This is a genomic window from Legionella pelazae, assembly GCF_052527395.1.
Genome location: NZ_JBNVZS010000021.1, coordinates 1 through 24,728, shown reverse-complemented (window position 1 = coordinate 24,728; position 24,728 = coordinate 1). Strand labels below are relative to the sequence as shown.

Sequence of the window (24,728 nt, the reverse complement as noted above, 5' to 3'; positions counted from 1 at the left end):
AACTAAAAAAATATTGAATAAGATTTAATTGCAAACATAAAATAAGGAGTCGCTTCCATTATCTTAATTAAGAGATTTTGTTTTTGACTTATCGTTTATCTTTTGTTCTTCTATTTGTCTTTTTGCTCCTTTAATACCTCTACTAGCTCAGTATGTCCCATAATGGCAATATCTATCGCAGTCTATAGTTTGATTGAATTTAGCACAAATTGGGGCTACTGCGAGGTTAAAACTTAATGTAAATTTAGTGTTACATAGGGTAAAGATGCATTTCAAAGTATAGCTTGAAGTTAAGTTTTTGCTATAAAATTACAATTTAAAAGCACTCTCTACAGACTATCCTTAAAATCATCTATAGAGAGTGTAATGTTAATAAACTAATAATCACATTGTACATTACATCTTTTTTTGCCCCATTTGTTTTTATAGCAGGATTTCACGCATAAGTGCCCATGCTTCCAAAAATATATATCTGGATACCAAAATACATTTCGCCAACCTGAATACCAATAATGTCCAGGGTTCCAATGGTGTTTATGATATTTATGATATTTATGGTGTTTATGGTGCTTATGGTGTTTATGATGTCCACCGCCACCATACCCGCCGCCATATCCACCACCTTTTCCACCCCATTTTCCATTATCACCGCCTTTTCCACCCCATTTTCCATTATCCCCACCTTTTCCACCACTGCCACCATATCCACCCCATTTCCCATTATCAGCTAACATAACTTGACCTGATTGCAAATTGACATTGGAAGAAGCAAGTACTATTGGCGATACTGCTAATGCTATGGAAAAACTAATAAATTTAAGTTTAGTGAAAGTTGCCATATACACTCCTTGTAAATGAACAATATTTGTAGAAAGACAGTATAAGTATATGCAATTTATAAAAATTGCACAAAAATTTAATAAAATGACTATAATATTGTCATAAAGATTTAGTCTTATAAATAGTTGATGGCTGTTAAATTTGCGGATCTTTTGGATGGCTATAAAGTATACTATTGGCTAGACGCAATACCTATTTTTTAAAAGATTACCGAGAACCTAGCACGAGACCTTAGGCACGAGGACGTGCTTGGGCTTCATGGAAAGCGCTGATTCTTGCAGCGGGTATAATAAATTCCAATAATATTGAAGCCAAACGATGTTTGTACGTCCTTAAGAAAGTCATGTCAGACTATAAGCCTAATTAATTGAATAAGTAATTTCCTAAACAAGGGATAAAATTTTCAAACTTTTACTGCTATTTGGCAATAAAAGTTTAAGATTTAATCAGAAAGGAAAAGGGGGTAATTGGTTCTTGTCTTTAAGCCATAGGGGATGATGCCACTCTTCATAGATAGAAACAGGCATATTACTTTGTTCGTATTCTTCAAAAGACAAGTCACAAAGAAACCACTTAAGAAATTCAGCGCAAGTTTTGGGGCTAATTAATTGGCCATCCTGATAAGCCTTATCAAATATTTCGTGTAAATGAAATGATGTTGTCTCTCTTAACGTTTTCTGGATTTTAGTATCAACTTCACCTGGGATAACACAAGCTACACCAACTTCTTTTTTTTCTAATTCTTTTCTTACTATGGCAGTGACTTCATCTAGAGCGGCTTTACTAGCACAATAGGTGGAGCTCTCTTTAAGTTTCAGCGTTGCAGCCCTTGAAGTAATAAATAAAATCCGCGATTTACTAGGCATTTGTTCAGCAAGCAATGCTGTCAGTTTCATTGGTGCTAACAAATTAACCTGGAAGACTTCATCAATACTTTCACAGTCATATTGAGTTAATGGACGTGGAGGACTCTTCATTCCTGCGTTTTGCACTAAAAGATGGAGAGATAATCCGGAATCACTAATGATTTTCGCAACCTGTTTAATATCACTATTGTTAGTAAAATCCGCTTGAATGGGTACAAAGTGAGGAAAAAGCGTTTTTGTATCTTCTAAGCTGCTAATATCTCGCCCAGTTCCAAACACAAACCAGCCTTCACTTAAAAGTTTTTTTGCCAATTCAAGGCCAATACCATGACTGGCGCCTGTAACTAATGCTGCTTTATTGTCGTTATCGTTTATCATGAAGTCTCCCTGAGCTTAAGTAGTTTTTGGCAAGCTATGATAATCAAAATTAGAAAAAGTAAATAGAGCAAGGGTATTTATTGGCCTGATCCATCTTAAAGTTTGGATTTTTTTCTCACATTCAGTAAAATTTGCAATTTACCTTATTAAAGGATTAAATATGTTCGCTGTTATTTATCGGGCCTTTATTAAGCCTGGGTTTGAGATTGAATATCAAGAAGCTTGGCGTCAAGTTGCCTCTTATTTTGTGCAATATCGCGGGGCATTAGGCTCTTGTCTGCATAAAACTAATGAAGGCATGTGGCTTGCTTATTCTCGTTGGCCTGATAAAGTTACCCGAGATGCTTCTTGGCCCGGAGATAATGCGCCATCGGAAATTTTATCTGACGAAATTAAAAAAGCCATTGTAACCATACAAAATTGTATCGATCAGACGCAAAAACTGCCCGAAATTGCTATGGAAGTAATCGATGATTTATCGACTCCAAGTCAATTGAAGGCATAAGTAAATCTTTGTTAATTATTAATTTTGCACTGCTAATAAAACGCCTAGCATTAACACGGGTTCCTTGCCCTCATTAATCCAATAATGATTTGTTGAGCGTTGCACTACAGCATCAAAGGGTTTAAGTTTAATTTCTCATTCTAAATCTTATGGCTTTAAAATGTTGAAAATTATCGTATAAGGATTAAAAATTAGTCCCTAAATTATATCAAATAATGTGGGCTTATTTTTAAGTAACCATTCAATTAGCTCGGATTTCTTGTAACAGCTAGTTTTGTTCTTGAGTGATTCTATATATGATTCTATGCTTTGTGGTGAAAGAGCCAGAGACGCAGCAATTTCGCGATAAGTTTTTCCTCTCATTAATAGGTAGGCGCAATCTAATTCGCGCTTTGTTAATTTTACTTTAGATCCTTTAATACCTAACAAGTTATTTAAAGTGAAAGTTTTTTTAAAAAATGATTTTTTATCTAAATATATATCAACATAATCGGTTGACGTGGCTATTTGATTTTTTCTCCAGGGCTTAATAATAGGATCCTGAGTGGCTTGTTTGATAATAGAGGAGGCTTCCATTTTAAAATAAAGAATGAATTGCTCAAACATATTAATATGATTGAGCAGAAGATATCTTAAAGCAATTTCATAGCAAATTGATTTTTAATCCTCGCGCCTCTGCGTGGATTAGTAAAGCACTTGAAACCCATTAAACCTGGATGAAAGGCTATCATTGGCCCTATCAAGGCTGATGATAGCCTATTCTAAATATTTATTTGCAATTAATTGATAGGTAAATTTCCGTGTCCGCCTTAATTTACTTGCTACCTATTAGCGCTGCCTTTTTACTTTTTGATAGGGTCTGTTTGTGGTTAGAATACAAAGAATGGCTATATTATCGCTATAACAGACCGCAAACAGGTGTTATTAAAACTGCCTTACAAGAGTTAAATGCGTACCTTCTACCAAGCCAACAACATGTAATTATCGCAAAAAACCAAAATCCCACGATACGAAAAGTAAGAAAAATTTACCTTTTGCAAGGCTAATAACATAAGTAATTTAATTACTCTAATTGGCAGAATCTTTCCTGAAGTGCGGCAGATGATTAAACTATCATCAGTTGTACGAGGGGAAAGAGATGGGAAAACGCTATAAGCATTTAACCGAGCTAGATAGAGGATTTATTAGTCTACTGTTGGCTAAAGGTTATACTAAGTCAAAGAGAGCAACCTTGTTAAAGGTCCACCGGTCAACGATTTATCGAGAGATAAAGCGTAATAGCTTCGCTAGCACCTGGGCTGACAATAAGCCTTATTATTTAGCAGAAGTCGCTCATAAACGCTATTTAAAGCGACGAAAACGCCAAACAAAGTTAGATGGTAATAAACCACTTCGCAGCTATGTGCATGAAAAGCTCTCGATTGGTTGGTCGCCCTGGCAAGCTGAATTTGGCCACTGGGAAGGTGACCTCATGATGTTTAAGCGAGGTATCAAAGGTAACTTACTGAGGTTAAGGGAAAGAAAGACACGCTATTTAATTGCCATCAAAAATGAGAATAAAACAGCAAAGGCTACTGCATTAGCGCTTAGCTCAACTGTAAGTTTAGATCTAGCTTAATTACTTAAAGTCATTTGTAGGTCTTGGCCCTCTTGATATATCAAATGGGTTTGGTGATTTATAAGAAGCAGCAGCTTCTTTCTCATCAATTTTTTGTTTAGCATCTGGGTTCATTTTATAGTTAAGATTTGCATTATAGTTGTTGTTAGGAATTAGGTTCTTATTCAGAAGTTTAGTAATAAATTGATCATATAATTTTTGATCCGGGATACTAATTTTCAAATCATTCCCTCTTCTTGAGATGCTGATATTTTGTGCTTTTACTTCATGAGCAAATGTTTTGAGCTCCTCTTCAATCTTATCATAAAGCTCATTTAAATCCTTTTCACCGTTATCATTGAGAAGTTCATTACCTTTACAATGGATTAACCCCTTTGCTGAATCTAATACCATCGAAAATACAGCGAAGTTATTACTAAAATGATAAAGAAAATCATCTTCAGAATTCCAAACGTCACTATGCTCTAGGTAAGAAGATAATACTTTAACTTCTATATTGGTAGGTTTATATTCCGGAGTAGGAGCGCTATCTTTTTGGGCGTTTTCATCTTGGGCTTTATCACCACCGCCACCACCAGCTCCGCCGCCATGACCTTTGCAAATAGGCGAACCCATAGCACGACATATACCGCAGGGATTGCTATCTAAAGCTTTTGATCGTTCATCGTTTCTATTTTCTTTAGTTCTCGCATTAGTTAGCATTTTGCACTCCATAAAATCATCTATTTGTTCAGATTTTAATATATAAGGTTGCGTTATAGAGCAATATTTTTGCTCTTTTACGAATTTTTAACAGATATATTGTTACAGTAAGGTTAGGTTTCAAACACTTACTTTATTCAATGGAAAGATAGTTTTTAAGCCACTGTCGTCCTTTCTCAGTTAAAATAAGGACGCGTGATCTATTAGCAGAGCGAATTAATAGTCTATTGTTTAATAGATAATCTAAAAAAGCGTGTCCTAAACTACCTCTGAGGTGGTATTCTCTTTCTGTCCAATCAAGGCAAGGTTTAGCAAATTGTCTTTTCAATTCTCTTAATTTCTTACAGTCTATACCCAAATTTTTAAAGAAGCGCTCGCCTTGTTTAGTCACTACAAATTTGTCATCTATGGCTTTAATAAATGTTTTAGCCTGTAAAGCCTTTGTTATTTTTACACCTAGTATTCCGGCAAGATGATCATAACAAGTTCTAGCAAAGCAAATTTTGTAATCTATATATTTACGGTGCGGTAAGTCTTGATTATTAGGATTAGGCAATAAACTTAATGCTTCCAAAGATTGGGCAATAAATGGCGAGGAAAGCCTAAAATAGCGATAGCGCGTTGATGTTTTTATTAGCGTTATTAATTCTGCTTCCAATAATTTTTTAAGATGATTACTTGCTGTTTGAGCAGAGATATTAGCGCGCAAAGCTAATTCGCCTGCAGTGAATGCTTTGCCTTCCATTAATGCTATCAAAATAGCTGAACGTGTTCTATCACCTATTAAGCTAGCAACTTTAGCAATATGTTCTTCTAAATTCATTGCGTTTAAACCAATAACGATTATTTATAATATAGATTCTCTTTGAGTACTTTGACCCCGCGCCAGCCCCAATAAACTTTGTGATATTGAATTAACCCATCACTAAGTTTCATAATTTCCACAAAATCCATTTGCTCACCTTGAGGTGTTTGCCTGGGATATTCAAAAATTAATGTTTCACCATCAGTAAAAAAATTTTGTTTATAATGTTTACGTATAGAAGGCTTACGTTCGACAATTTTCTCAAATAAAGTACGTAACTCACTAATTCCTCTTAAAATACCGGTATCGGATTTAAGTAAATAAGGTATAACTGGACTTTCTAAAATAGCATCAGAGGTATAAAGACTTAGAAGACCTTCAATGTCATTATTAGCGAGGGCTTTATCCCACGCATCACAGATTTGTTTGGCATGAGTATGAGATTTAAGGCGCTTTTGTTTAATAATTACTTCTTTTTTAGGCTTCATGATGACTCCTAGGGTTACATTTATCTTATATCTTAAGTATAAAGTAACGCTAAGGTTCATGTTTCACGCTCGATCGAAATGTGAATATTATTAAATTTAGGAGTAAGGTTAATACAAACAACGTCACCATAGCCATTTAAAATTGAGACAGCACCTGAAAATGTAATGAATATTACTGATGTATGCTATGCCTTGATTCAAGAAGGGTATTTGATTGCTGCAGAAGATTTAAGTCATATGAGCTCATATATTTGCTAAAGTCATTGAAAGTTTAGGTTATCATTCAGGTAGAGAAGTCTAATTAAATATTATAGCTCGATCATATGAATAAAATTACTCTTTATAAACAGAATTTAGTTAAACTGTTAGGCAATATTCAGAATGCTACCATTTTAGATTATGGTTGCGGTAAGGGTGCTTTTGTCAAATTATTGCTTACCAGAAGTGATGAGCAGCCAAAAATAATTTTTGCTGTCGATTCTAGTGAGGCAATGATTCAATCTATTAACAAAACGTTTGTTAAAGAGGTAGAACTAGGTCTTGTAGTGCCAAAACAATATTCAACGTTATCATCTTTAGAGGCCAAGAAATTTGATAGAATTATCTGTAATAATGTGCTGGAGTGCGTTAATAAGAAGCTTGACTTCATCAATGGTTTTAAAAATCTTTTAAATAAAAATGGCGTTTTTGTTCTTGCTCATTATGATTTTGATTCAGCTATTTATAGTAGCCAATATAAAGAATTAACTCGAAATCTCATTCATACTTTTGCTGACACAAAACAAGCCTGGCAAGAACATTGTGATGGGCAGATGGGTAGAAAGCTTCCTGGTTTAGTCGCTGCTAGCCTTTTTAGGGAAACAAATAAGTGTGAAACATGGCGTATTGTTGAGCATGATTTTAAGCCAGGAAATTATGGATTTTTAATGGCACAGTTAATCGTCGACATTGCTCAACCTAGTTTTGATAAACAAACATTACAATGTTGGTTAGAGGATTTAGAGTTAAAGGGTAAGGATAGAAACTATTATTTTGCTATCGATTTAAACGTAGCTGTGCTTACTGTTTGAGTTTATAGTATTTTTCAGCTCATGGCATTCCCGCTCTATCTTAAAATTTTGTGATAGACATTTAATCCTATTAGAAAGGAACACTTTTCTTATTTATCCTTAAATTGAGGCAGTTTCTTTAGATAAGGATGCTCTTTCTTTCAATCATGTCCTTAAAATTGCAGCACTCATCGCTAAGAGATGCATGATCTTAATCTCGATATACCAGAATTTAGCGCCAGGAATTTGATATTCATCCTTTCGCTACAATAGAGTTTCTAGTAGTGCGGTTCTAAATCCCAACTAATTTCTTCTGGTTCAGGCCATAATTCTTCTTTAACTTTATACGAGGAATCTTTTAATTGAAAAAATGAGGAGAAATATTGTTTGCTTGATTGCACTCTTGTAGGATTTGTTGGTGCTTCTAAAGATACTTTTTCAGGAGCAAAACCTATTAATGGAATAGGTACGGGTTCTCTCCCCGAATGTGATCTTCTTAACTTTAATTGATTTTGATAATCAAAGCCTAGTAAATATAGCTGCTGGGAAGAATCTTGATAAAGAGTATGAAAGTCATGCGCATCAAAATTTATAATATCAACAGCAATAGTGGTAAAGCTAGTAAAGATAAGGTTCTCGGAAGGAGAGAATTGTTGCGCTGAGTTTATTCCTGCTGCTATTAGTTCCTTTTGAGTAGTTAAAATGAGGCTACCTAAGGCGGTAGCTTTAACCTTGATTGCTTGAACTACCGATAATAAAGTCCAGTTCTTGCAATAGGTTAAGTCTGTTCCTAGCCCCAATAAACCCTCTTTATTAGAGCCAAACCCATATACAAATCCTTCAGAGGTAAGCAATAATGCATGCTCCTTTCCTACCGAAATATCGATAACATTAAGGTTATTAGGTATTTTGACCCAGTCAGGCAATAGTTTTAAGTACCCCTGAACAAAATGTGGTTTTAGCTTATCAATACCGTAGCTATAAACAATCCCATTTACATCAAGATAGGCCGTTGTAAAATCAGCAGCAACAACATTTTTAACCAGATTTGGTGTGAGAGCCTTTTGAAGCGTCAATTCCTGTGAGGTTTGATTATTAAGTGCTAATTGTCTATCGCTATTATTTCCAGTTAACCAAATTCTGTTTTCTTTACTTAGCAAGATTGAATGAGAAAAACCTACACTTAGATACTCAATTGGTTCTAAACCTATAATTTCCGTAGGGGAGAATCGATCGTTATTGTCTTGTAGACCTAATTGCCCTTGCTTATTACATCCCATCGCCAGAACGCGACCTCCCTGTAATAAAATAAGGCTATAATTTTGCCCACAAGCAAGTTGTTTTACTTTTAGCGTGGTTTTTAAATAGTCATCAACTAATTGTTTCAATTCTTTGTTCATTTGTCGAAAACCTACAACAGAACTTAGAGGCAGCGCGTCCAAGATGCGGTATAGGATTTCTACTGGAAATATCTCGCAAATACTATCATAGTGTAGCTGATTGTTTAGGGTTAAAATTCCCATCGTTTTAATAAGATAAAAAGATAGAATTATAAACCAATTTACTAATTACTATCTACTTTTAAATCGTATTCGCTCTTATTCTTGTTGTTTTACTAAATTCGTGATCTTCAGTTTGATTTAAAAAACCTATTATTTTTTCAATTGTAGCGCGATTAAGTTTTTGATCCGTCTGAATAGGTAGGTTGTTTTTTTCAGAAAACTTAAGCCAGTAGTTAATAATAGGCTCTTTGTTAAAGACATCTACTAGTGCCTCGTCAACAGAAATTAAATTTTTCCATAGGTATTTAGTATCAGTTTTCTCAATCATTTTTGCATGGAATGCTAGCACAGCTAGCCTGGCTCCTTTTTCGGGTGAAATTTGTTCGGATTCTATCGAAGTAATGAGTTCATTTAACAAGTCTCTTTTGACTGAGTTGGCTGTATTTTTAGAAAGTATATTTAGAAATTCAATCACAGTTTTCTGCTTCTTCGATAAGCCTCTTTCATGTAGATTTGCCGACTCTCTTGAGAAAAAACTTCTTGATGTTAGAGTTTGGCTAACTTCTTTAAGAGATATCTCTTTTGAAGGGGAAAGGCCACTATTAGATGATTCTGATGTCTGAGTCTGATTGTCATAACAGCATACTAACTTTGTTAACATGTTAGGAAAGGGATAATTTCTTAGAGTATATATACCATAAGTAGAAGTATGGCCCATAACAACTGCCCAGGGATCAACGATTAAACAATTGGATAAGTCATTTAAATTATCAGAGTTATGATCCACTAGAAGGAAAGTATGAGAGCCTAACCCATTATCATGACTAACCATCTTTATATGTAAAGATCGTAAATGATTTTTTTCAATGAGTGTTAGAAAGTGATCGGCTGCAAGTTGTGCAAAACTATGGCAATCACCCATTTTCATCTTTCTAACATTTTTTGCCGTCTGTTCAATTGCTTTGCGATTATAATTTGGAAGTGCTCCTGTTCCAACCACGGACGGGCCATAATATGCTTTTTTAGCTTTCTCCAAGATAGCATCCCTTTTGTATGTATTAATGCACTGTGGGAATCTAACTGCATCTGTTGATGTATAATCTGGAAGATTTAATTGATACATACCCTTAGTAAGTGGTGTACTAATAAATGTATTAGGAGAAACATTTCTTCCTATCGAAGGAAAGTTATTGAATCTAGGATCATTAATAATAAATTGTAGAATTTGCAAGTCATGGGCAGCTATATTTGGATGGTTATCAATATAGAGTTGCGGATTTGCAAGAAATAAATTTAATTCATTATCATTTATAAAAACTTGTAAAAACCTTGATATATTTTCTATGAAGTCTCCAGAGGGTATTTTGGCACCTTCAGAGATAAATTTAGCAAAAAATATAATTTTCTCTTGCGTATTTTTATATTTTTTCCAGGTATCTATTAATTTTTTTGACTCTCCGCGTGGTTTGTACTTTTCACATAATTCTTCAAATAACTCCCCTAGAATTTCATTACTAAGTTCTCCAGCATTATTATTATTCGATCCCGGAGAAATTAATTTTAAAACCGAATTGAATATTTCATCTCTTTCCCGTTTTTCAAAGGCAGCTATATTCTGCCTAATTTCGTTAATTTTTCGATGACTATTGAACGTTAATTTCGTTTTCATTTTAAATAATATTTATAGAAATGAACATATTTATACATGAAAAAAATTAAGAAAATATTAATAGCTTTTAAATATAAAAAAGATCCGGGTAAAATGCCTCTGAAATTTAACAATACGAATGAGATACTAAGTCTATGTATAAACTCTGAAATCTTATTACAATATGCGCATTTATTAGGTGCTTATTTACAAATAACTGTAAGTAGAATTAGTTTGTTAGCTTGTGGTAAAAATGATTACCTGTAACAGGGGGAAAAGTTAATTTTTTCTTCTTAACGAGCTTTATTACTGGCAAAAGTGATTTTAATAGATATTTTATTTTTTGTATAAAACATTCATATATACGTCATATTTTCAACAGATAAATGGTTTTTATTTTAGTCATTGTGTATAATGCGCATCTCTTGAATTTAATCAAAATTGACTTAATCAGATATGTTGCTAATGATTATGAAATAATAGTTGAATATCTCTATACCATAGTGAAGTCATTCCATCTGCAACATTTATGAATAAAAACACAGGATAGATGGTATGAAATTAGCAATTAACGGCACTGAATATGACATTAATGATGCTTATAGCTTGGTGGAATTAATAGATAATTCACCTGAAAATTTACATCAAGAAATCATTTTAAAATTACTTGATCCTGCTAGTTTCAGCAATATTATAACAGAAAATGACCAATTAATCGCTTTATTAGGCTCACTTATTAATGATAGTGAGGTTTCTAAAGTAGTTAGTTTTATCATTACAAATAAACAAGAATTTAAAAGGCTAATCCCTACTACATATGCATTAAAACAAATCCTCAAAGTCGTTAATGATAAGTATGCTGAATCCATAATACAATATATTTTAAACGATCAGAATGAGTTTGATAGACTGATCAAAGATCAAGATAGACTTCTAAAATTGCTTGCTTTCCTTGATAAAGAATTTCCTGATTACACCAAGAAAGTTTTTGAAAAAATAATAAGTTTTAATGATGACAAATTCAATAAGCTTATTGGAGATAGAGAAAATTTAATAGAATTTGCAAAGAAATATCCAAATTTCCGAGACAAGCTGCTTAACAAAGCACTATCCTTTGGTACAACTATTTCTGGTTTAGTTGAATTTGGTAAAGCCATTAAAAATTATAAGTTAATGCAAGATTCAGTAAAACAAGAAATATTACAATTCATTCAAAATAAATTATTGAACTGCTTGCTAGATAAGAATGTCAATATAAGTTTTATTCAATTCTTTGAAACCACAAAGGACTTGTTATCTGATAAATTTAAAGCCGATTTATTTCAAGCATTATTAGAATCTAATAATGAATTATTAAAACTACGAATTAATAATTTAAAAGACTTATTAAAAGTTTTAGAGATTTTACCTGCTTATTTAGCATATAAATTATTTAATCGCGTTTTGAATGACAATGAACTTTTTATCCACTTTATTCGAGATAATAAAACGCTTAGTAATCTGTGGTTTGGCGCATCAATGGACTCCGATGAATTGATGTTTAAATGTGCGGTCCCACTTTGGGCTAGGGAATATTTATTATCAGAATCTTTTTTATATGCACAATCTGAACATATCGTTAATTTAAAACGCAGGGCTCGTTTCGGATCTGAAGGCTATTTTTTTACTCTACAAACTAGATTTCATTCCTCAGATGATCGTAGCCCTAGATCTATAGCAGGAACAATTCTTGGTGTTTTAAATGCCGAAGAGGCAAATTTTATTAGTGCTATCGAAAATAAACAACACAATAAATTGATAAATATTATAGAAAGAGCAATAACTAATGATTCCCTGTTAGAACGAATTTTTGCTTTTTCTGATTCGAAAGGGCACCCATTTTCATTAAAAGCATTATTTAAATTAATACCGAATGAAAATGATAGAATATATAAATTGATCCAAGCTATAGTAAAAAATGATAGGCTTAATGCTTCTGTTGATCTTATCAGTAGTCTCAGTGATCTTTCTTCAGTATTTGAATTAAACAGTGCAATAGAAAATGATAAATCTATTGACTTCAATAAAATTAAAAATGAAATTGCGAACAGAATTAAAAAAAATTCGATTAGTTATTCATCATTAAATTTGTTTTTATCTATATTAATTGCGAAAAACGAAAAAATTTCAAACGAATCTCCAATTAAGAATCATCTAAATGACTTAATTAGTTTTGTAAAAAATAATAGAATGAGAGTGCTACCCTCACTTAGAGCTACTGTTTCCTTCTTCTTGCAAGCAAATGGAAAAATAAAAATTAAAGGAAAAACACATGATGAAATAGCTGCTCAGAAGGAAATAATTAAGCAATCATTAGTAGATGATATAAGTATCGATTACGAAGAAATTATTGCAGACATTAACAACAACAATAATACACTTGATAGCAGTCAAAGAGAGCTAAAAAACCAAATTGCTTTTGATAAAATGCTGCAGCGGGGTAAGACTCAACCCAATTTGGTTCGTCCACTATTCAAAGCACCGCAGTTTGCTTCTCAATTTGATGGTGAGCAGTTGTGTGCATTAGCTTTGTCTGATATAGAAATTGCTAATTGTATTTTGGATACAATAGTCGAGAAATTTAACGCTGGCGAAATTAGTTTTAAAAATATTAGGGCTCTTATTAGAACTTATCCCAGTATATCATATCCAATTCTTCAACACCTGAATGTAGTTGGTTTACAACTCGATATGATTGCAGACATTCACCCAGAGGCAGCCAATGCCATTTTAAAAACCCCAAACTTTAACAATTTAGCAAAAAAATGGGGGCAAAATGGCGGCTTAGTTATTTTGGCCAAAAAACATCATGAAACAGCCAAAGTGATTTTGAAAGACCCAAAATTAAGTGAATTACTTACTGATGATAATTTAATCGAAATCGCGACCCGCAATCCTAATATTATTAATGATATTCGAGGCAATAAAAAAATCATGCGCAGGGTAAGTGAAGAAACTAAAGTAGCGCTAGAAGAAGTATACTCATTGCTACCACCAAGCCAACAAGACTCAGAGCCTACTATACAATCACTAAGATTGTAATACTAAGTCTATTGCTTTTTTAACTTGGCTTTAACTTAGCAAGCGAGAGCTAGAGCCTTGATGAAGCAGTCTATACCTAGGGTTTTATGAAATTATTTAGATGACTCTAGCTCGAATAATTAGTTCTATATGCATATAATGAGTAAGCTCCCTTACATTTTAATGTCTGGACTACATGTTGGAGCCAGTGACAGAGACGACACTATAGGTGAAGACTTTCCAAAGAAAGTACTGTCATTATTGTGGAATATAGATGAGTTTTTTGTTTCTTTTTTCATTAATCCTAAGAATGTGTTATAAGCCTGCTCAACATTAGTAAGCGTAGTTGCTATCTGAATTTTAGGTACTTTAGCATCTGATGTATTATTTTCTATTACCTGACTTGTGTTTAAGTCAATGGTAAGTGGGAGCTCCTCAAATTCTGTCATTGCAGGATTTAAAGTAATCATGGCTGCTAAACTATCCCAAAATTGTAATTTCCCATAGAATAGATCTTCTCCCATTGTCTGCAATAAGGAGGTTAGCATATCTCTAACCAATTTTAATGTAGGTAATGTTTCTTTTTCTAATATTGCGTAAAAATCTCTGGTCATAGGCATCTGACGAGTAATATCGAGCGGAACAAGTATTATGGGAAGAGTAGGTGTATTAAAAACAATTTTTGCAGCTTTTGGGTCAGCATGAATGTTCCACTCAGCGACAGTATTTTTTGTATCAGGAATTAAGTCAGAAATATTTCCCGGTACATGTACAGCGCCGCCCATAATAACTAGCTTTTCAATTTTTTCTATGCAATTAGGATATGTACATATTAATTGAGCAATATTGGTAAGAGGACCAGTGGCGACTATTGTTATTTTTTCATCGCTCAGCATTAAAGTATTATACAATAAATACACTGCAGATTCTGTAACTTGGGAGTCATTTACGGTCGGTGCCTCTGTATCCTCTAGAATAGTGTCTGCTTCTGTTTTAATATAATCCGGAAAAGGTTCTCCATAAGAATCAAGCGGAAAATTAACGCCAAATGCAACAGGAATCTTCACATCTGGCTTTAACATTCGACATATGCGCTCCATATTTGCAGCCCCTGTATGTGGCGTTGATTCCCCATATGTTACAGTAACTGCTACTACATCCGCATTAAGCAATAATAAACTTAATGCCATAATATCTTCATAAGCAGCATCGCCATCATGTATTACTTTCATTACACATTCCTATTACTTTAATTTGCTACAATACGCTAAAGTTATAAATCTATTTACTGCAAAGACGAAATAATTAGCTCACATTATATATTAAGCTTTATTTTTTTTAATTCATTAAACAGGATTAGATGAGCTTTTTAAAAGTAATTTATTTTTAATAGCAAAATGATTTAGATGAATTTTTCATTCTAAGCTTTTCGAGCTTACAAAAGGCCATAATTGAAGCAAAAGATACTTATATTGAGTTCTTACTGTTTTAATTGGTGATTTTGCTAAATTTGTGTGCTTGCTTGATTGACTTATGAAACTCCTTTATTCTCCACCGTTTTTAATAAACTTCATAGATGCCGTTAGCTTCAATAGAAGAATCATGAGTAACAAAATAAAGTATACTTGTTGATCCATCATCCTTTGGAAGACTTTTTTCAGCGATCTTGTGTTATGGCAAACAGCAATGGACGTTGAGTTAATAAAGCCAATGCCATCAAAAGGTACACAGAGACTTTGTAAAAAGCACATAAGGGAACCAAAATTCTTGGTAGCCTTGCTATAAATCGCGTATAGGATAGCGCTTTAAGAAAGGCTTTTCTTAAATGCCCTTGTAAAAAATTCGCAATTATAATAGTGTTTGGAATCTCGATAACCTGAGGATTGAAATAACAAATAGAGGGTTATGAACTCACTTTCACTTAACTGGTCTGACCGTTTACGTTGCCGTTTACCGTCAGTTAAAAGCGTTTTTTCCCACAGAGGTATAAGTTCTTGACAAAATCATCACAAGGCAGAATATTTCCTCTAAATTCATTTTAGGTCTCCAGATCATTCTTTATTGTTCGCGTGACGAATTTGATCATAGTGAGACCTTTTTTTCAGTTATTCCTTAGGCAGAATTCGCGCTCATTACTTTCAACTCGCTAATATTATTTTATAGATTTCCCTTATTTAATTTCTATCTTAAGTACTTTATTGTATCTAGAGTTGTTATGTTCATTTGCTTAGCAGAATTTAGATAATGTAAATGCTAGAAATACATTTATTTAACTTGGTCTAAGTAAGCAATTTTAGCGCTATAGAGTGCTGTAAGTGTTTGTTTAGATTTTACTGGTAAGACACTTAACATACCGTTTGTTTCTAAAATCACTGCTTTTACATCTTCTAAATCACTTATACCAAATACTCTTATTTCACCTAAAATCTCTTCTTCACTAATTCTTACTTTCTGCATTGCTTCCTTAATAAATTCACCATTAAAAAATAATAATGTAGGCTCAGATTTAACCCAAGTGCGAATTCTTTTAAACCGTGTAGTTATGTAAGAGATTAAGCTTTGTAAGAGCACTAAGCAAAACAAAGCTAAAATGCCTTGCGTAATGCTAACCGTGTTTGACAAAATTGAAGACGCTAAGGTTGAGCCAAGTGAAATAGTTATAATAAAATCATAAATGTTTAATTTAGATAAAACCCGTTTACCCGCTAAACGAACAAAAAAAACTAACGCGGTAAAATTAATGAGTGCTGCTAAAATTGTTTTGTAAAAAACACTCCAATTCGCTAACCACATATAAATCCTTTTACAATAGTTGTTAGAATCAACACAAACTAACCTAAGCTAGATTAAAGTGACGTTAGGTATTATTCTAAATAGTGTTGTTGGTCTATTTCTATCTTATCTTTTTATTGTAATTAAATTTAAGCTAAAGGAATAATGTTGAAAAAGCAAAAATTTATTTATAAATTAGTTCCTATATCTGTTCTGGTTTTTCTTTTTACTGCGTTATCTTTTGGCCAAGAGAATTCATTATCTAATCCAGTGCAGGATATAGTTGCTAAACCAGCAGAAGAGATTACCAAAGTAGATGTAAAGCCTCTAGCGCGTGATAATGACATTAAAAAGCGGCTTGAAGCGATACTTGAAGCAACTACCTGGTACATTCAGCCAAAAGTAAGTGTGAATGATGGCGTTGTTTTTCTAGAGGGAGGCGCAACAACAACTGATCATCGAAAGTGGGCTGAGAACCTTGCCCGAAAGACACAGGATGTTGTTGCGGTCGTCAATCGAATGGAAATTGTTGACCCTTCAATATGGGATATTCAGAAGCAAATTAGCTCTGGTTTACAAGAACAATGGCGCCAATTTTTACGAGCGCTACCTTTCTTCATTTTTGCTTTATTGATTATGGCAATTGCTTGGGCTACTGCTCATTTAATTGCAAAACTTATTCGTAAATCCTTACATTTTCGAGGTATACATCCACTCTTAGCGGATGTAGCTGCTCGTGCTGTAGCGTTCTTATGCCTTATAATAGGGCTTTATCTGATTTTACAACTTTTCGGCTTAACAACTATTGCACTTACTTTAATTGGTGGTACAGGCGTTATTGGTATTGTATTAGGTATCGCATTTAAAAATATTACTGAAAACCTTTTGGCAAGTATTTTACTTAGTATACAAAAACCATTTAATAATAATGACTTAATTGAGGTCGCGGGGATTACCGGTTATGTACAAGGGCTGACAATTCGCGCGACACTATTAGTAACAGAAGATGGCCACCAAGTACAAATCCCTAATTCTACAGTCTATCAAAGTAATATTACGAACTTCACTAAAAATCCTAAACGCCGTGAAAGCTTCTTAATTGCAATTAGTTGCCATGAGACAATCTCATTAGCCCAGGAAATAGCGCTACATACACTAAACCAACATCCCGCAGTCTTAAAGGAGCCTGAACCATTGATATTGGTCGATAGTTTGGCAGTCGGCGTGGTAAATATACGTATTTACCTTTGGTTAAATAGTCAAAAATATAACTGGGAGAAAGTTAGATCATCGGCTATTCGTTTAATAAAACGCGCCTTTCAAGATGCGAATATTTCAATGCCTGGACCAGGTATGAATTTAAATATTGGTAAAGATACAATTGTTAAAGTTCAAACGATTAAGGCTGCATCCACTGCTCATAAAGAGGATGAGACAGAGACAAAGGAGGAAGAGATGATTGCAACGCATGCTGAAGGGGAACTTCGTAGTGAAGCAGCTGAAATGCAAAAGCAGGTTCGCCAGCATAAAGCCATTGATAATGAACATAACCTCTTATCTAATAATGGAAGCAATGGAAGTAAGGAAAAAGCAGCTCTTTAGGAGGAACAATAATTTCTTTAAACAATTATTCGTTATGATTCTATTTAGCTAAAATACTTTTGATACAGAAGTTGTATCTCTTTAGCATCCGGTACAATCTGGCCAGAAACTGCAGCATCTTTAAATGCGGTAGCATGGCTTATAAGTATAGTTTTATGCTTTTCACAAGAAATGTGTGTATAAACGTTATGGATTATCTTTAACATATGCATGGTTGCGTTTCTATCTTTGCATATATATGAGCGTGTCCGGCAAAAAATTAGGTCACAAAATTCCTCAAAATAGATAGGCGATGCAATGATTCTCAGTTGATTATCTGTATCATATCGATAACTAGATGGCGGCTTTGCCCTTGCGACTTTCTGTAAAGTAAGTTGTAACCAATTCATACAAGTCATAGCAGTAAAGGGATCGTTCATACTGGGTGATAGGGCTCGAGCGATAATCTCGACCAATTCATTCACTAAAAAGAGAATATCTTGTTCTTGATTGCGCTCATGGCCAAAGATGAAAGCCTTAATGCACTCATTTTTGATGTCCTTAGTAAGTTCTTCTGAAGAGTAAATGGTGAACAGAGTGTCATCCTCTGTTATGTAGTCTCCAGGTCTTGCTTCGATTTTAATAATAAAATCATGTTTGCAAGCGATTCTTAGCAAAGAGTTGCCATCTAGAACACGAATATAACCATGCTGGATTGCGCTAATAGTGCTCTTGAACTTTTTCAAACTTAAGATAGATTCCTGACTAGGACCACCTTTTCCCATCTTGATAGGAAATAAACAGTCAATCTGTTCATATAACTCTTCGCCTACTTTACCAACTACGTTAGACATATTAATGCTTTGTGGAATGTGGTGAATAAAATAAATAAGAACGCCTACACTACATAAGGTCAAAATGATAGCAGCAAGTAATGAAATCTGTGGTAAGAAAGGCTTCGTTGTATTCATCTCGCTAGCGCCATTTTCATTAAGATTAAAAAGAGCTAAAAGGATAAACAAACAAAAGAGAAACGTTGCAATGAACGTACCTAAAGTGACTTGATTCGCTCTGTCTCGCATAAAATTTGATATGAGACGAGGCCCAATTTGGCTAGCTGCAAATGAAACAGCTACAATGGTCATAGAAAAAACAACACCTGCAACTGTTATTATCGATGTGGCAATCGTTGACAAGATAGTTCTTGCTCCTTCGGGTTTGCTTGTTTGAAACCAGCCAAGATTAACAAGCCATTGAGGAACGAATGTTTGATCAAGGTATACAGTAAAAATAGAAAGTAAAAGTGATGCAATCGCCATAACTAGCGGTATATACCAATAACTAGCATGCAGTCTTGCTAAAAGGTTTAATAATCTTGCGCCCACTAAATTCATTCCTTTGTTATTTTAATGTAAGTTAAATTCACTATAGGTGAAGGGTTTCTTGACTAAGATGATATCCTCTATCATTTTAGCACTTATTAAAGAGCACAACTTAACACGACGACTTCCACTTCAATAATTTTTAAGCTAATCAAAGCCCATCTCTCGTATTTAATCTTCATTTAGATAAGTTTGTTTAACAACTACACTTATGACAGCGAGTAAGGGTGTGGCAAGGGCCAACCCTAAGATGCCGACTAGTAACGACATAATAAGTTGCATAAACACAATTAATGCAGGCGGTAATGAAATTGATTTTTGTTGAATAAGAGGCGTGATTAAGTAGCTCTCAATCGTTTGAATCGCCAAATATAAAAGGGCAACGTAAAGCCCAAACATGGGGCTCTTAAGTAAGGCTAACAATATAGCCGGAATAGCAGCAATAATAGGGCCGATATTAGGAATAAAAGAAAGAAGAGCGGCTAAAAGAGCGAGAGTAAACGCGAGCGGAATATCTAAAAGCCAGAGTCCTGCCCAAGTTAGCAAGCCTATAATAAGCATAGAAAAAGCTTTGCCAGCTAGCCAAAATTTTAAAGTCTCAGTTGTATCGTTTAATATCTCTTTTACCTTATTCTGTCTTCTTTTTGGAAATAAACTGACTAGCCCATTAGTATAAATCCCAGGTTGATAAGCTAAAGCAATACCAAAAAACAAGATAACAAAAATATTTCCAATAAAACCGAACGTGCTCGTAAAAATACCGCCTAGTTTAGCAGGGATGTTCTGTACTTTAGCGAGCATGCTGGATACGTTTGTTCCTTGAGTGGTACTTGTATTAGTTACATTAATAAGTGTTAAAAATTCATTACTAAACTTATTCCAAGCCTCGGGTAGATCGGTATAGAGTTGTGACACTTGTTTACTAACAGCAGGTGCTACAATGAGGCCAATACCTGTGAATAGTAAAAGTAAAATAATGAGAACAACGGTTACTGCTATGTAATTGGGTAAGCCACTATACTTATTAATTAAACGGCCTAATGATCGAATAATGATTGCTAATAAGATTCCTGCAAAGGCTAAAAGAAAGATATCTACTGTATACCAAACAAGCAGAACCACAATGACTATGGCTAGTAATAGATAAAGATGAGGCACTATTTTTGTACTTATTTCGTCTTTCGACATACGGCCTTCCTTAAGCTGTTAACTAGAATGATTTATTTTGCATAAGTGGTTTGTTAATAATCAATAATATTGCTTTTTTAGCTTAATAATTCAGTACTTTTTGCTAACTCTCTGTAATACTTCCTATCTACATTATTTATATATTCAGTTAATCCTAGAACTTAGTTTAGCGCATAGACAAAGAATTCACATATGATAAATTCATAAAATGAATCAATTACAAGCTTAATTAAATGTCGAGTAAATAAATTGTTACATCCTTTGACAGCTAATATTTTTTTATCAGCCTAAATATATTTTATTTAACGTAAAATAATTAAATCTCAAGAGTAAGAGCTTCAATTGTAAGAAAAAGCAAGAACAAATTCCTTAATTTACCTGTCCTAATCTACCGTGCGTTGCTATAATATCAGGGTATTAAGAGACAATCTCTAAGTCGTCATATTCATTCAGGTTAAGCTTACCGAACACTTTAAAATTATGAAGTGCACAGTCTTGAGCTAGCTTAATAAAATTTTTAGCTAACCTATTTTTGATTTTTTTACTAATCTTCACTTTGATTAATTTTTAAGTTAGTAATTAATAACTTGCCCGCCCTAGCTGTAACCGCTGCTCAAACTACTTTATCCTAAGTGCTTTGCGATTTTTGTAAACTAGACCTATGGTTAAAAGAAAGGAATAGTTTCTAATTTTAATAAGGAGAAAGGCTATGGCACACGAAAAATATCAAGCCTGTATTGAAGCATGTCAAGCATGTGCGATTGAATGTGAGCATTGTGCAACAGCTTGCCTTCACGAGGAAGATGTGAAAAGAATGACTACCTGTATTCAGCTTGATTGGGATTGTGCTGATATATGTAATTTTGCTGCAGCTATGATGGCTAGAGATTCACAGTTTGCGGCTCAACTTTGTAGACTTTGTGCTGAAATCTGTAGAGCTTGCGGTGATGAGTGTGAAAAACATAGCGATATGGAGCACTGTAAACGCTGCGCTATGGCTTGTCATCGCTGCGCTGAAGAGTGCGAAAGAATGGCAGGATAAGTTTAAGCTAAATGAATTTCAATATGAGAGAACTTTTTATAGGGGTTTGCAGATTTAGTACTCTATAATTTTAATAAAGATTAGCGCTAATATAGTTAAGTTCCAATGTTAAAGATTAAAATAATTAATGACTAAGAATACAAAGAAACAGACTAATTATCTGCGCAGAAAAATTTTATTTCTTTGGGAGAAGTGGTTTGAGCTTCCATTAATTGTTCTTGCTTTAATTTGGTTAATTTTAATCATTATTGAGCTAACACTAGGCTTAAATAAGCCCTTAGAGACATTTAGCTTTACGATTTGGCTTATCTTTATTTTCGATTTTATTGTTAGATTATTATTATCACCTTCTAAGCTTAAGTATTTGGAAAGAAATTGGCTGGCTTTGTTTGTTCTATTTTTTCCTGCTTTTCGCTTGTTTCGTTTGTTTTCATTTTTGCGGGCAACGCGAAGCTTGTACTTATTTAAAATTTTTTCCTCAATACGCTATAGCACGCGTGTACTTGGGTTTACTTTAGGAAGGCAAGGTTTTTTCTATATTATAAGTTTAACTATTCTAGTCATACTGGTTGGCGCAGCAGGCATCTATGCCTTTGAAGGTGTCTTTGCTAATTATGGTGAAGCACTTTGGTGGGCTGCTATGATGATAACAACCATGGGCTCGGATTTCTGGCCGAAGACAGTTGAAGGGCGTATTCTTTGCTTAGGGCTAGCCATTTATGGCTTTGCCATTTTTGGTTATATTACAGCTATCGTTGCCAGTTTTCTAATTGATAAAGAAGCTAGAGATAAGGCAAATCAAGCCAAACTTTTACATGCAATAGAAGAACTTAAACAGGAAATTAGATCTTTAAAGGATAATGCATAACTGAAGGGTTTTATCATTATTGATAGGGCCAATTTTAACTTCAGATATAAATACAAAAGATAATTAAAAAATGCGAATTTTGTTTAAGCATTAATTGAAAAAGAGTCTTACTGGGCTCGAATTTGTTGCACAAAAAAGAATAAGAAACCAGAGACCTAAGCGATAAGTGTAGTGAAATTATTTGTCCTGCCGATGATTTTTGTAAATGTTATTCTTGAGTGGGGAAAATGGGCTCTACCCTAAATAAAGGAGTACTTTACTAAAAATAAAGGCATTACTGAGGGCTTTCATTGTAAGATGAAACTCATTCAACGGCGGGCCTATGGCTTTAAAAATTTTGAGAGTTATCGTATAAGGGTCAAAGTTTTATGCGGTTGATTAATCTGCCTAATTTGGGGAAAACCCATCAAAGGCTTCTACCTACATCTTCATGTTGGCTGACAAAAGAGTGAGGACTGTAATCATTGTAAATTTGTATATTTATTGATATAATTGTATATATTTTGTTAAATAAGAGCGTTTTCAATGCCTCATTTGAATAAAAATGTAGCTGAAGCCGAGAAGCTAATCGATAACATACGTAAAAGAAAACCAACACCAGTACCACAAATGGTTCCAAATATCCCTGATTTTGACAGAAATAAGGAGACATTATTTAATATCAAAACATTTGAAGACGCAAAAGCGGAAGTATCTAAGGCTATCCTAGAATATGTAAAAGAATTAGAAAAAGATTTAAAATTGGCTGAGGAGACGAATAATAGAGAGGCTATTTCCAAGACATTAAATTCCCTTAGGATATTAAGTTTGACTATTTCTGGTTATGATCTTCTCAATGATGGGTTGAAGCTTATGCACGGTGTCAATGAGATCTTTACCGGCAGAGACAGGGCAGATTATAACCTGTTAGCAGATCTTGGTAAGGACGTTATAAAAACGGCACAAAATTTTAATGCGCTTCTCGATGACTCATCAAAAAGTTTAGGCAACAAAGTTTGGCTCACGATGAAAGCTTATGCAAGTGCTGTAGTGAGTGGTATTGAAGGGTTTTTTAAAGGGGCAGAGCGTGGGGCTAAGAAAGGAGAAGGATTGATAGATGCCATAAGCAATATGGGGCAAACATCGGTAGCACAAGGCTGGGCTAGTTTTTATAAAAAATTTGCAGAAGAATTAGGTAAAGCGACCCAAAAAGTTGTAAATGAACCAGCTACAGCGACCCAGAACTACAGAGAAGCCCTGTCTAGTATAAAATTAAATCATTCAGACATACAGCCTTCACCTTCTAATGAAGAACCTTCACCCCCACGGTATCAGCAGCCCATCTAATTAATAAAGTCAGATTATAAAAGGATATACCTTATTTTTAAGCAGCAACTTGAAATATTAAAATCCCCGGCTTAGAAATTGCTAATGACAAACTGGCTTTAGAGTATTTGCGACGTTTAGGGTATTATCGTCTAAGTGGCTTAGGTATCCTTATCGTTAATTACGTCCTCACCTAGTCCTATTTAAATTAACTAAGTCAATGCATGATGAGTCTATGCTTGAAGCTAGGTTTCAATTGAGGTAGGTTTTTAATATTGTCTCGTAATCAATAGGTCAGCGGTTCGATTCCGCTCAATGGCATAGAGTTGGTGGGAGTTTTAATAATTTGCCTTTGCGATGTTAAATTTTTGGTACTAATTTTGATACCAGGTTTAAAATGTAATTATTTTGAGGGAACTCGCCAATTGACGAAACTCAGATATAGAATTAAGTTGCAATATTATAGTTAAGACAAAAATGAAGCCCACTCCCCAAGACAACTAAAACATGAAAGACTTCATGATATCCAAAGACGCTAGGAAAGGGATCCGGCCACTTAAAAGCATAGATCATAGCACCCAGTGTATAAGTAACTCCTCCTATTATTAATAACTGGACGTTTGTTGTGTCTAGCGAGGATTTAATTTCGGGAAAGTAGAGAGCGCCAATCCAACCCATAGCAATATAAAGAAGCGCTCTAGTCCATTTAGGTACGTGAGTCCATATAGTCGTCATGAACATTCCAATGATTGCAACTAGCCACAAGATGGATAAAAGCTGCAATCCAGAGGTGTTCTTTAACTTAAGTAGACAAATGGGAGTTGCAGTTCCTGCGATAGAAACAAAAATAGCTGCATGATCAATGCGTCTCAGTAATAAATATTTTTGCCGACTCCACATGTGGCAATGATAAAGCGCGCTCACACCATACTGCCCTATAAGAGATACACTATATATAACATTGGCAAAAATGGCATAAGCCCCATGGCTATAGATGATTAGTCTAGTGCATGCATAGAGAGTGATAAAAAATGCTACTAGATGTATATATCCACGTGCAAGAGGTTTCATATTTAATAGTCTACAACTTATTTAAATTCTTAAGCAAGGACTTGCGGGATGGAAATGA

The 24,728-nt window shown here is 34.1% G+C and carries 22 protein-coding genes and 2 pseudogenes; 10 read left to right on the top strand and 14 right to left on the bottom strand.

Features of this window, described 5'->3' with window-relative positions:
• Positions 1-377: 377 nt before the first annotated feature.
• A complete protein-coding gene (locus ACQUW5_RS14855) occupies positions 378-839 on the bottom strand; it encodes a hypothetical protein (RefSeq protein WP_444992045.1) in 462 nt (153 codons plus the stop codon).
• A 447-nt stretch (positions 840-1,286) separates the two neighbouring features.
• Complete coding sequence (locus tag ACQUW5_RS14850) at positions 1,287-2,084, bottom strand: SDR family oxidoreductase (RefSeq protein ID WP_444992044.1); 798 nt, start codon at positions 2,082-2,084, stop codon at positions 1,287-1,289.
• Between the two features lie 160 nt (positions 2,085-2,244).
• On the opposite strand from ACQUW5_RS14850, the gene ACQUW5_RS14845 reads away from it, so the two are divergent.
• Positions 2,245-2,589, top strand: coding sequence for an antibiotic biosynthesis monooxygenase family protein (locus ACQUW5_RS14845; protein ID WP_444992043.1), 345 nt, complete (start codon positions 2,245-2,247; stop codon positions 2,587-2,589).
• Between the two features lie 198 nt (positions 2,590-2,787).
• Here ACQUW5_RS14845 and ACQUW5_RS14840 read toward each other — a convergent pair whose 3' ends face one another.
• Positions 2,788-3,195: a helix-turn-helix transcriptional regulator gene (locus ACQUW5_RS14840; protein ID WP_444992042.1), complete on the bottom strand. Its 408-nt coding sequence runs from the start codon at positions 3,193-3,195 to the stop codon at positions 2,788-2,790.
• A 194-nt stretch (positions 3,196-3,389) separates the two neighbouring features.
• Between ACQUW5_RS14840 and ACQUW5_RS14835 the strand changes: the two genes are divergently transcribed.
• Together ACQUW5_RS14835 and ACQUW5_RS14830 are read left to right on the top strand one after the other, a co-directional pair.
• Complete coding sequence (locus tag ACQUW5_RS14835) at positions 3,390-3,635, top strand: hypothetical protein (protein WP_444992041.1); 246 nt, start codon at positions 3,390-3,392, stop codon at positions 3,633-3,635.
• A 92-nt stretch (positions 3,636-3,727) separates the two neighbouring features.
• Positions 3,728-4,207 carry a helix-turn-helix domain-containing protein gene (locus tag ACQUW5_RS14830; protein WP_444992040.1) on the top strand — a complete coding sequence of 160 codons (480 nt, stop codon included), beginning with the start codon at positions 3,728-3,730 and terminating at the stop codon, positions 4,205-4,207.
• Here ACQUW5_RS14830 and ACQUW5_RS14825 read toward each other — a convergent pair whose 3' ends face one another.
• From ACQUW5_RS14825 to ACQUW5_RS14815, 3 genes are all read right to left on the bottom strand, one after another.
• Positions 4,208-4,909, bottom strand: a complete 702-nt coding sequence (locus ACQUW5_RS14825) for a hypothetical protein (RefSeq protein WP_444992039.1) — start codon at positions 4,907-4,909, stop codon at positions 4,208-4,210. It abuts the gene before it with no gap.
• 133 nt (positions 4,910-5,042) lie between these two features.
• Positions 5,043-5,732 (bottom strand): ArsR/SmtB family transcription factor, encoded by a 690-nt coding sequence (locus tag ACQUW5_RS14820; RefSeq protein ID WP_444992038.1) that lies wholly within the window; start codon positions 5,730-5,732, stop codon positions 5,043-5,045.
• 20 nt (positions 5,733-5,752) lie between these two features.
• Positions 5,753-6,202 (bottom strand): nuclear transport factor 2 family protein, encoded by a 450-nt coding sequence (locus ACQUW5_RS14815; protein ID WP_444992037.1) that lies wholly within the window; start codon positions 6,200-6,202, stop codon positions 5,753-5,755.
• Positions 6,203-6,525: 323 nt separating this feature from the next.
• On the opposite strand from ACQUW5_RS14815, the gene ACQUW5_RS14810 reads away from it, so the two are divergent.
• Positions 6,526-7,272 (top strand): methyltransferase domain-containing protein, encoded by a 747-nt coding sequence (locus tag ACQUW5_RS14810; protein ID WP_444992036.1) that lies wholly within the window; start codon positions 6,526-6,528, stop codon positions 7,270-7,272.
• A 257-nt stretch (positions 7,273-7,529) separates the two neighbouring features.
• Here ACQUW5_RS14810 and ACQUW5_RS14805 read toward each other — a convergent pair whose 3' ends face one another.
• Together ACQUW5_RS14805 and ACQUW5_RS14800 are read right to left on the bottom strand one after the other, a co-directional pair.
• On the bottom strand, positions 7,530-8,651 hold the full coding sequence (locus ACQUW5_RS14805; RefSeq protein WP_444992035.1) for an RCC1 domain-containing protein: 1,122 nt from the start codon (positions 8,649-8,651) through the stop codon (positions 7,530-7,532).
• Positions 8,652-8,832: 181 nt separating this feature from the next.
• Positions 8,833-10,422 (bottom strand): hypothetical protein, encoded by a 1,590-nt coding sequence (locus tag ACQUW5_RS14800; RefSeq protein WP_444992034.1) that lies wholly within the window; start codon positions 10,420-10,422, stop codon positions 8,833-8,835.
• 534 nt (positions 10,423-10,956) lie between these two features.
• Between ACQUW5_RS14800 and ACQUW5_RS14795 the strand changes: the two genes are divergently transcribed.
• Positions 10,957-13,482 (top strand): hypothetical protein, encoded by a 2,526-nt coding sequence (locus tag ACQUW5_RS14795; protein ID WP_444992033.1) that lies wholly within the window; start codon positions 10,957-10,959, stop codon positions 13,480-13,482.
• 152 nt (positions 13,483-13,634) lie between these two features.
• Here the strand turns inward: ACQUW5_RS14795 and ACQUW5_RS14790 are convergent, their stop codons facing one another.
• From ACQUW5_RS14790 to ACQUW5_RS14780, 3 genes and pseudogenes are all read right to left on the bottom strand, one after another.
• Positions 13,635-14,693 (bottom strand): nucleoside hydrolase, encoded by a 1,059-nt coding sequence (locus ACQUW5_RS14790; protein ID WP_444992032.1) that lies wholly within the window; start codon positions 14,691-14,693, stop codon positions 13,635-13,637.
• Positions 14,694-14,776: 83 nt separating this feature from the next.
• Positions 14,777-15,102 (bottom strand): annotated as a pseudogene (locus tag ACQUW5_RS14785) (IS701 family transposase); the annotation flags it as partial.
• A gap of 624 nt (positions 15,103-15,726) precedes the next feature.
• Positions 15,727-16,254, bottom strand: coding sequence for a DUF421 domain-containing protein (locus ACQUW5_RS14780; protein WP_444992031.1), 528 nt, complete (start codon positions 16,252-16,254; stop codon positions 15,727-15,729).
• Positions 16,255-16,398: 144 nt separating this feature from the next.
• Between ACQUW5_RS14780 and ACQUW5_RS14775 the strand changes: the two genes are divergently transcribed.
• Complete coding sequence (locus tag ACQUW5_RS14775; protein WP_444992030.1) at positions 16,399-17,835, top strand: mechanosensitive ion channel family protein; 1,437 nt, start codon at positions 16,399-16,401, stop codon at positions 17,833-17,835.
• 44 nt (positions 17,836-17,879) lie between these two features.
• Here ACQUW5_RS14775 and ACQUW5_RS14770 read toward each other — a convergent pair whose 3' ends face one another.
• Positions 17,880-19,199, bottom strand: a complete 1,320-nt coding sequence (locus ACQUW5_RS14770) for a DUF2254 domain-containing protein (protein ID WP_444992029.1) — start codon at positions 19,197-19,199, stop codon at positions 17,880-17,882.
• Between the two features lie 168 nt (positions 19,200-19,367).
• Complete coding sequence (locus ACQUW5_RS14765; protein ID WP_444992028.1) at positions 19,368-20,384, bottom strand: AI-2E family transporter; 1,017 nt, start codon at positions 20,382-20,384, stop codon at positions 19,368-19,370.
• Between the two features lie 709 nt (positions 20,385-21,093).
• On the opposite strand from ACQUW5_RS14765, the gene ACQUW5_RS14760 reads away from it, so the two are divergent.
• From ACQUW5_RS14760 to ACQUW5_RS14745, 4 genes and pseudogenes are all read left to right on the top strand, one after another.
• Positions 21,094-21,426 (top strand): four-helix bundle copper-binding protein, encoded by a 333-nt coding sequence (locus ACQUW5_RS14760; protein WP_444992027.1) that lies wholly within the window; start codon positions 21,094-21,096, stop codon positions 21,424-21,426.
• Between the two features lie 127 nt (positions 21,427-21,553).
• Positions 21,554-22,294, top strand: coding sequence for a potassium channel family protein (locus ACQUW5_RS14755; protein ID WP_444992026.1), 741 nt, complete (start codon positions 21,554-21,556; stop codon positions 22,292-22,294).
• A 255-nt stretch (positions 22,295-22,549) separates the two neighbouring features.
• Positions 22,550-22,672 (top strand): annotated as a pseudogene (locus tag ACQUW5_RS14750) (transposase); the annotation flags it as partial.
• Between the two features lie 147 nt (positions 22,673-22,819).
• Complete coding sequence (locus tag ACQUW5_RS14745) at positions 22,820-23,620, top strand: hypothetical protein (RefSeq protein ID WP_444992025.1); 801 nt, start codon at positions 22,820-22,822, stop codon at positions 23,618-23,620.
• 426 nt (positions 23,621-24,046) lie between these two features.
• On the opposite strand, the gene trhA is transcribed toward ACQUW5_RS14745, so the two are convergent.
• Positions 24,047-24,670: a PAQR family membrane homeostasis protein TrhA gene (gene trhA, locus ACQUW5_RS14740; RefSeq protein WP_444992024.1), complete on the bottom strand. Its 624-nt coding sequence runs from the start codon at positions 24,668-24,670 to the stop codon at positions 24,047-24,049.
• Positions 24,671-24,728: the final 58 nt, after the last annotated feature.

What these genes read in the sequence shown, in the direction of transcription:
- ACQUW5_RS14765 (WP_444992028.1), bottom strand. Translation starts at nt 20,384, where the DNA reads ATGTCGAAAGACGAAATAAGTACAAAAATAGTGCCTCATCTTTATCTA.
- ACQUW5_RS14755 (WP_444992026.1), top strand. Translation starts at nt 21,554, where the DNA reads ATGACTAAGAATACAAAGAAACAGACTAATTATCTGCGCAGAAAAATT.
- ACQUW5_RS14855 (WP_444992045.1), bottom strand. Translation starts at nt 839, where the DNA reads ATGGCAACTTTCACTAAACTTAAATTTATTAGTTTTTCCATAGCATTA.
- ACQUW5_RS14840 (WP_444992042.1), bottom strand. Translation starts at nt 3,195, where the DNA reads ATGTTTGAGCAATTCATTCTTTATTTTAAAATGGAAGCCTCCTCTATT.
- ACQUW5_RS14760 (WP_444992027.1), top strand. Translation starts at nt 21,094, where the DNA reads ATGGCACACGAAAAATATCAAGCCTGTATTGAAGCATGTCAAGCATGT.
- ACQUW5_RS14790 (WP_444992032.1), bottom strand. Translation starts at nt 14,693, where the DNA reads ATGAAAGTAATACATGATGGCGATGCTGCTTATGAAGATATTATGGCA.
- trhA (WP_444992024.1), bottom strand. Translation starts at nt 24,670, where the DNA reads ATGAAACCTCTTGCACGTGGATATATACATCTAGTAGCATTTTTTATC.
- ACQUW5_RS14815 (WP_444992037.1), bottom strand. Translation starts at nt 6,202, where the DNA reads ATGAAGCCTAAAAAAGAAGTAATTATTAAACAAAAGCGCCTTAAATCT.
- ACQUW5_RS14845 (WP_444992043.1), top strand. Translation starts at nt 2,245, where the DNA reads ATGTTCGCTGTTATTTATCGGGCCTTTATTAAGCCTGGGTTTGAGATT.
- ACQUW5_RS14820 (WP_444992038.1), bottom strand. Translation starts at nt 5,732, where the DNA reads ATGAATTTAGAAGAACATATTGCTAAAGTTGCTAGCTTAATAGGTGAT.
- ACQUW5_RS14810 (WP_444992036.1), top strand. Translation starts at nt 6,526, where the DNA reads ATGAATAAAATTACTCTTTATAAACAGAATTTAGTTAAACTGTTAGGC.
- ACQUW5_RS14800 (WP_444992034.1), bottom strand. Translation starts at nt 10,422, where the DNA reads ATGAAAACGAAATTAACGTTCAATAGTCATCGAAAAATTAACGAAATT.
- ACQUW5_RS14850 (WP_444992044.1), bottom strand. Translation starts at nt 2,084, where the DNA reads ATGATAAACGATAACGACAATAAAGCAGCATTAGTTACAGGCGCCAGT.
- ACQUW5_RS14795 (WP_444992033.1), top strand. Translation starts at nt 10,957, where the DNA reads ATGAAATTAGCAATTAACGGCACTGAATATGACATTAATGATGCTTAT.
- ACQUW5_RS14745 (WP_444992025.1), top strand. Translation starts at nt 22,820, where the DNA reads ATGCCTCATTTGAATAAAAATGTAGCTGAAGCCGAGAAGCTAATCGAT.
- ACQUW5_RS14830 (WP_444992040.1), top strand. Translation starts at nt 3,728, where the DNA reads ATGGGAAAACGCTATAAGCATTTAACCGAGCTAGATAGAGGATTTATT.
- ACQUW5_RS14775 (WP_444992030.1), top strand. Translation starts at nt 16,399, where the DNA reads ATGTTGAAAAAGCAAAAATTTATTTATAAATTAGTTCCTATATCTGTT.
- ACQUW5_RS14825 (WP_444992039.1), bottom strand. Translation starts at nt 4,909, where the DNA reads ATGCTAACTAATGCGAGAACTAAAGAAAATAGAAACGATGAACGATCA.
- ACQUW5_RS14805 (WP_444992035.1), bottom strand. Translation starts at nt 8,651, where the DNA reads ATGAACAAAGAATTGAAACAATTAGTTGATGACTATTTAAAAACCACG.
- ACQUW5_RS14780 (WP_444992031.1), bottom strand. Translation starts at nt 16,254, where the DNA reads ATGTGGTTAGCGAATTGGAGTGTTTTTTACAAAACAATTTTAGCAGCA.